Raw genomic sequence first — 6,542 nt, 5'->3', positions numbered from 1 at the left:
CTGCCCCCCCCGCGGGGCGGGGGGGCTTCTTCGGCGGGGGGGGGGTCCCACCCGCCCCGTCCACCCCCCCACCGCCCTCCCCGCTTCGGAGTCCGGTCCGGCAGCAACGGCCCGATGCGTGCCCACTGGGCATCGGTCAACGAGACACCGGACCGACGATCCGATGGAAACGGCCTAAGGGCTGTCCCGTAATTCCTGGCGGGCGTGCGACGTCGGCTACGGCACCTCGCCGCGTTGTCGGAACGTCCGCATACATCCCGTATGCGGACGCCTCTCCGCCTTGCGATGCACCGCATCCGACGCCGCGCGCTGATCCACCAGGGATTTCGGGACAGCCCTTAGCTGCCGTTCTGCTTCGGATCCGCGAGCCCGGCCCGCCGCAACGCGTCCGCCATCGCACTGTTCACCGGAGCCGGCGCCGGACGAGCGGAACCGCCGGCACCACCGCGCCGGTCACGGTCCTGACCGCCCTGCCCCTGGCGCTGCCGCGGCGGTCGGCCACCCTGGCCACCGCGCTCGCTCCGCTCCCGCCTCGGCCCGCCGCCCTGGCCACCGCGCTCGCTCCGCTCCCGCCCCGGCCCGCCGCCCTGGCTCCCCGCCGACGACTCGTCGTCCAGTCGCAGCGTCAACGAGATCCGCTTTCGTGGGATGTCGACGTCCATGACCTTGACCTTCACGATGTCGCCCGGCTTCACGACATCCCTCGGGTCCTTCACGAACGTGCGGGACATCGCCGACACGTGCACCAGGCCGTCCTGGTGCACACCGATGTCCACGAACGCGCCGAAGGCCGCGACATTGGTGACGACGCCCTCCAGCACCATCCCGGACGCCAGATCGCCGATCTTCTCGACGCCCTCCTTGAAGGTGGCCGTCTTGAACGCGGGTCGCGGGTCGCGCCCGGGCTTCTCCAGCTCCTTCAGGATGTCGGTGACCGTCGGCAGACCGAACTTCTCGTCCACGAAGTCGTCGGGCCGCAGGGAGCGCAGCACACCCGTGTTGCCGATCAGCGAGGCGACGTCACCGCCCGTCCGCTTCACCATCGCCCGCACCACCGGGTACGCCTCCGGGTGCACGCTCGACGCGTCCAGCGGGTCGTCGCCCCGGATGCGCAGGAAGCCCGCACACTGCTCGTACGCCTTCGGGCCCAGCCGCGCCACGTCCTTGAGCGCCTTGCGCGTACGGAACGGCCCGTTCGCGTCACGGTGCGCGACGATGTTCTCCGCGAGCCCCGAACCGATCCCGGAGACCCGTGAGAGCAACGGCGCCGACGCGGTGTTGACGTCGACACCGACACCGTTCACACAGTCCTCGACGACCGCGTCCAGTGAGCGCGACAGCTTCACCTCGGACAGGTCGTGCTGGTACTGGCCGACGCCGATCGACTTCGGGTCGATCTTCACCAGTTCCGCGAGGGGGTCCTGGAGGCGGCGCGCGATCGAGACGGCACCGCGCAACGACACGTCCATGTCGGGAAGTTCCTGGGAGGCGAAGGCCGAAGCCGAGTACACCGAAGCGCCGGCCTCCGACACCATCACCTTGGTGAGCTTCAACTCGGGGTGCTTGTCGATGAGGTCACCGGCGAGCTTGTCGGTCTCGCGGGACGCCGTGCCGTTGCCGATGGCGATCAGGTCGACGTCGTGCGCCTTCGCCAACCGTTCCAACGTGGCGAGCGACTGGTCCCACTTGTTCGCCGGGACGTGAGGGTGGATGACGTCCGTCGCGACGACCTTGCCGGTCGCGTCGACCACGGCGACCTTCACACCTGTGCGGAAGCCCGGGTCGAGCCCCAGCGTGGCCCGTGTCCCGGCCGGCGCGGCGAGCAGCAGATCGCGCAGGTTCGACGCGAAGACCCGTACCGCCTCGTCCTCCGCCGCCGTGCGCAGCCGCAACCGCAGATCGATGCCGAGATGCACCAGGATCCGGGTCCGCCAGGCCCAGCGCACGGTGTCGCCGAGCCACTTGTCGCCGGGACGGCCGCGGTCGCCGACTCCGAAGCGCCGGGCGACCATGTTCTCGTACGTCGAGGGGCCGGGCGTCTCGGAAGGCTCCTCCGGCTCCAGGACCAGGTCGAGCACCTCCTCCTTCTCGCCGCGCAGCATCGCGAGCACCCGGTGCGAGGGGAGAGCGGTGAACGGTTCCGCGAAATCGAAGTAGTCGGCGAACTTCGCCCCCGCCTCCTCCTTGCCGTCGCGCACCTTGGCGGCCAGCCGCCCGCGCGACCACATGCGCTCGCGCAGCTCACCGATCAGGTCGGCGTCCTCCGAGAAACGCTCCGCGAGGACGGAACGGGCTCCCTCCAGCGCGGCGGCAGCGTCCGCGACGCCCTTGTCGGCGTCGACGAAGGCGGCAGCGGCGGCGAGCGGCTCCACGGAGGGGTCGCCGAGCAGACCGTCGGCGAGCGGTTCGAGCCCGGCCTCCCGGGCGATCTGTGCCTTCGTGCGCCGCTTGGGCTTGAACGGCAGATAGATGTCCTCGAGGCGCGCCTTGGTCTCGGCGGCCCGGATCTGCGCCTCCAGCGCCTCGTCCAGCTTGCCCTGCTCGCGCACGGAGTCGAGGATCGCCGTACGACGGTCCTCCAGCTCCCGCAGGTAGCGCAGCCGCTCCTCGAGCGTGCGCAGCTGCGCATCGTCGAGCATCTCGGTCGCTTCCTTGCGGTAGCGGGCGATGAACGGCACGGTCGACCCGCCGTCGAGCAGCTCGACGGCCGCCTTCACCTGCCGCTCGCGTACGCCGAGCTCCTCGGCGATCCTGCCTTCGATGGACGTCGTCACGGTTCTACCGACTCGCCTTCTCGTACGGGCTGTGCTTACCGGGGCGGACCCCTTCGCCTGCATTGTGCCGGGTGGTCGGGCGCCGTGTCGCCCGACCACCCCAGTCGCCGCGGTTCGGAGTTCTCAGCCCTTGCCCATCAGATCGGCGGGGAACGCGCCGGCCGACGCCGCCGTGAACAGGAATCCGCGCCCCAGTTCGGTCAGCCGAGCCACGCCCTGTTCACCCAGATGCTCGTACGGGGCCAGATCCATCCGGTCCGTGACGTCCTCCAGGTCCGCCCGCAGGGCGACGCCCGTGTCCGTCAGCTCGCCCTCACCGTCGAGGATTCCGCGCCCGCGCAGCCGCTCGACAGCCTCCTCCCAGTCGCCGCGGCCCCAGCCGCGGGTGGCGAGGATCCAGCGAGGGTTCATGCCCTTGCCGGTCGCGGTGTGGCTGACCAGGGCCTCCACCGGATCGAGACCGGCGGCGAGAAGAGCCGCGACATGACCGTCGCCGCGGTGTTCGCGCAACAGTGTGCCCGCGTGCCAGTAGGCCAGGTGCGGCTGCTCGGGCACCGGAAGATCGGCGTGGGCGGCGTAGAGCGGCCGGGCGTGTCGGGTGCACGCCTCGGCGGCGCGCAGCGCCAGCCCGGCGGCCTCGGCCAGTTCGGGGGAGGCGATGATCTCCTCGCCGAGCAGCCGGCGCAGCGTCGTGTCGGCGGCACGCAGCCGGGCGTCCAGGGCCGCCTGCGGCGAGGCGACGGTCCACACGGCGGGGAGGTGCCGGGCGACGAGCTCGTGGTTGAAGTTGTAGAAGGCCGCGGTGACCGTACCGGGGCCCACGGCGCCCAGCGCCGCACCACGCGCGGCGAAGTAGGCGGCGTTCGGGTCGTCGATGCCGAGCTCTGCGAACTCCTTGCCGAGGTCGGGGGAGAAGTAGACCGTCGAATGCAGGGGGTTGATGGCGTTGTGACAGCGGCGTCCGGCGCGCGCCGGGAGAGTGCTCATGCAAGCACGTTACCGACTGGTCGGTACGACTCGTAACCCCTGGGAGAGTCCCGGTTCGCACGGTCCGTGTGGCTGAAAAGGTGGGTTTTTCGTCATTGCGGCCATGTCGCCGGCCGCCCAGGATGGCAGGCATGACGCAGCGATCCGTGCTCGTCGTCCTCTTCGACGGCGTCCAGAGCCTCGATGTGACGGGTCCGGTGGAGGTGTTCGCCGGGGCCTCCCACTTCGCCGGTGCCGCGTACGAACTGCGCACCGCCTCCCTCGACGGAGCCCCGGTCCGCACGAGCAGCGGGCTGACCCTCGTCCCTGACGGCCCTCTCGCCGACGCCGGACCGGTGCACACCCTCCTCGTCCCCGGCGGCGAGGGCACCCGTACCCCCGACCCCGCGCTCGTCGACTGGCTGCGGGACCGTGCCCCGCACGCCGAAAGGCTCGTGTCGGTCTGTACGGGGGCGCTGCTGCTGGCGGCGGCGGGGCTGCTGGACGGGCACCGGGTGACCACGCACTGGACGGTCTGCGACCATCTCGCGCGCAGCCACCCGGCCGTCGAGGTCGACCCGGACCCGATCTTCGTGCGCGACGGCAGGCTGGCCACCTCCGCCGGAGTCACCGCCGGCATCGACCTCGCCCTCGCACTCGTCGAGGAGGATCACGGCCGGGACATCGCGCTCACGATCGCCCGTCACCTCGTGGTCTTTCTGCGCCGGCCGGGCAACCAGGCCCAGTTCAGCGCCCAGCTCACCGCGCAGACCGCCCGGCGCGAACCGCTGCGCGAGGTCCAGCACTGGATCACCGAACACCTCGAGGACGACCTCACCGTCGAGGCGCTCGCCGCCCGTGCCCGCCTCTCGCCCCGTCACTTCGCCCGTGCCTTCCAGGCCGAGACGGGGCTCACTCCGGGCCGCTACGTCGACCGCGTACGCATCGAACACGCCCGTCGACTGCTGGAGGACACCACCGACGGCGTCACCGGCATCTCGCGCGCCTGCGGCTACGGCACCCCGGAGGCCATGCGCCGCGCCTTCATCAAGACCCTCGGCACGGCACCCGCCGAATACCGCCGGCGCTTCCGCGCCCAGCCCGTCACCCACTGACCGAACGGCCCGCCGCCCACCGACGACCGACCGAAAGGCAACGCCATGCAGATCGCCATCGTCCTCTTCGACCGCTTCACCTCGCTCGATGCCGTGGGTCCCTACGAAATGCTCGCGCGCGTCCCCGGCGCGGAGACCGTGTTCGTCGCCGAACGGAGCGGCCCCGTGCACAACGACAACGGCAGCCTCGCGCTCGTCGCCGAGAAGACCATCGCCGACGTGCCGGCGCCGGACGTGGTGGTCGTCCCCGGCGGCCCCGGCCAGACCGACCAGATGGAGAACGAGACCCTGCTCGACTGGCTGCGCACCGCCGACGCCACCAGCACCTGGACCACCTCCGTCTGCACCGGGTCCCTGCTGCTCGCCGCCGCAGGACTGCTGACGGGCCGGCGCGCCACCTCGCACTGGCTCGCGCTGGACTCCCTCAAGGACTTCGGTGCCGAGCCGACCGGTGAACGCGTCGTCGTCGACGGCAAGTACGTTACGGCGGCCGGCGTCTCCTCCGGCATCGACATGGGACTCACCCTGCTCGGCCGCATCGCCGGCGACGAGCACGCCATGTCCGTACAACTGCTGAGCGAGTACGACCCGCAGCCGCCGTACGACGCGGGCTCACCCGCGAAGGCGCCGGCGGCGCTGGTCGAGGAGTTCCGTGCCAAAAGCCGCTTCATCCTCCAGTAGTCGCAGGGGCGTCACAGCCCTTTCGACCAGGTGAAGCGCGGCGCGCGCCGTTCCAGGAAGGCGGCGACACCCTCCGCGGTGTCGCCGCTGCGGCGTGCCTGCTCCGCCCAGTACGCGTCCCGGTCCTCGCGACCCGTGGCGAACTCCTTGGCCGCCGCCTGCGTCAGCTGCGAGCGCGCCGCCAGGGTCCGTGCGTACGCGTCGACCCGCTTGCCCAGCTCACCGGGCGGCAGCACCTCGTCCACCAGACCGGTCCGCAGCGCCCGTGCGGTGTCGATCAACTCGCCGGAGAACAGCAGGTGTTTCGCCGTCGCCGGGCCGGTCAACGCCACCAGCCGCCGGGTCGACGACGCGGCGTACACGATCCCGAGCTTGGCCGGGGTGACCCCGAACGAGGCGCCCTCCTCGGCGAACCGCAGGTCGCAGGCGGCCGCGAGCTGGCTGCCGCCGCCGACGCAGTAGCCGCGGATCGCCGCGAGCGTCGGCCGGGGGAACGCGGCGAGGGCCTCCTCCGCCGCCACGGCGAGGGCCTGTGGATCGAACGCCGGATCCCGGAGCGAGGAGATGTCCGCACCGGCGCAGAAGGTGTGCCCGGCGCCGGTCAGCACCAGCACCCGGACCGCGGTGTCGGCGGCCAGCCGCTCCAGCAGTCCGGGCAGCGCGCCCCACATCGCCGCCGTCATCGCATTGCGCTTGGCGGGGTTGGTGATGACGACAGTGGCGACACCGTCCGCGACGGCGTGCTCCAGCCGGGGTTCCGTACGGTCCATGCGCCGGATGCTATCCGTACGGTTCGAACCCGTGATCAAGAAGGGGTCGCCGAACAGGCACGCACCGTGAGGAGCTTCCCGCGGCCGATCCCGCCGTCGAGGGCAGGAGACCGAGCCGGAGTTTCGGCCGGCCGCACGGCAGCCTCTGCGTTCTCGGCCTCTTCTCCTCGGCGCCGCTCTTCGACCCGGCTCGGCCTGATCGCGATCGGGGCCGACGGCCGCCGTATCGTCTCGAT

At 71.6% G+C, this 6,542-nt stretch carries 5 protein-coding genes; 2 read left to right on the top strand and 3 right to left on the bottom strand.

What is annotated here, in order from left to right; all coding sequences use genetic code 11:
- Nucleotides 1–338 precede the first annotated feature (338 nt).
- Complete coding sequence (locus tag ACIRP2_RS30185) at nt 339–2,774, bottom strand: Tex family protein (protein WP_404255759.1); 2,436 nt, start codon at nt 2,772–2,774, stop codon at nt 339–341.
- A gap of 123 nt (nt 2,775–2,897) precedes the next feature.
- Nucleotides 2,898–3,761, bottom strand: a complete 864-nt coding sequence (locus ACIRP2_RS30180; RefSeq protein WP_404255757.1) for a hypothetical protein — start codon at nt 3,759–3,761, stop codon at nt 2,898–2,900.
- A 131-nt stretch (nt 3,762–3,892) separates the two neighbouring features.
- Between ACIRP2_RS30180 and ACIRP2_RS30175 the strand changes: the two genes are divergently transcribed.
- Nucleotides 3,893–4,855 carry a GlxA family transcriptional regulator gene (locus ACIRP2_RS30175; protein WP_404255755.1) on the top strand — a complete coding sequence of 321 codons (963 nt, stop codon included), beginning with the start codon at nt 3,893–3,895 and terminating at the stop codon, nt 4,853–4,855.
- A 45-nt stretch (nt 4,856–4,900) separates the two neighbouring features.
- Nucleotides 4,901–5,536 carry a DJ-1/PfpI family protein gene (locus tag ACIRP2_RS30170; RefSeq protein WP_404255753.1) on the top strand — a complete coding sequence of 212 codons (636 nt, stop codon included), beginning with the start codon at nt 4,901–4,903 and terminating at the stop codon, nt 5,534–5,536.
- Nucleotides 5,537–5,547: 11 nt separating this feature from the next.
- On the opposite strand, the gene ACIRP2_RS30165 is transcribed toward ACIRP2_RS30170, so the two are convergent.
- On the bottom strand, nt 5,548–6,306 hold the full coding sequence (locus ACIRP2_RS30165; RefSeq protein ID WP_404255751.1) for an enoyl-CoA hydratase/isomerase family protein: 759 nt from the start codon (nt 6,304–6,306) through the stop codon (nt 5,548–5,550).
- Between the last annotated feature and the right edge of the window lie 236 nt (nt 6,307–6,542).

Origin of the sequence: Streptomyces sp. NPDC101194 (genome assembly GCF_044767885.1) — a bacterium.
GTDB lineage: Bacteria > Actinomycetota > Actinomycetes > Streptomycetales > Streptomycetaceae > Streptomyces.
This window is presented reverse-complemented; position numbering and strand designations above follow the sequence as displayed.

Excerpts from the sequence above, each read along its gene's own strand:
- ACIRP2_RS30165 (WP_404255751.1), bottom strand. The coding sequence starts at position 6,306 with ATGGACCGTACGGAACCCCGGCTGGAGCACGCCGTCGCGGACGGTGTC.
- ACIRP2_RS30175 (WP_404255755.1), top strand. The coding sequence starts at position 3,893 with ATGACGCAGCGATCCGTGCTCGTCGTCCTCTTCGACGGCGTCCAGAGC.
- ACIRP2_RS30180 (WP_404255757.1), bottom strand. The coding sequence starts at position 3,761 with ATGAGCACTCTCCCGGCGCGCGCCGGACGCCGCTGTCACAACGCCATC.
- ACIRP2_RS30170 (WP_404255753.1), top strand. The coding sequence starts at position 4,901 with ATGCAGATCGCCATCGTCCTCTTCGACCGCTTCACCTCGCTCGATGCC.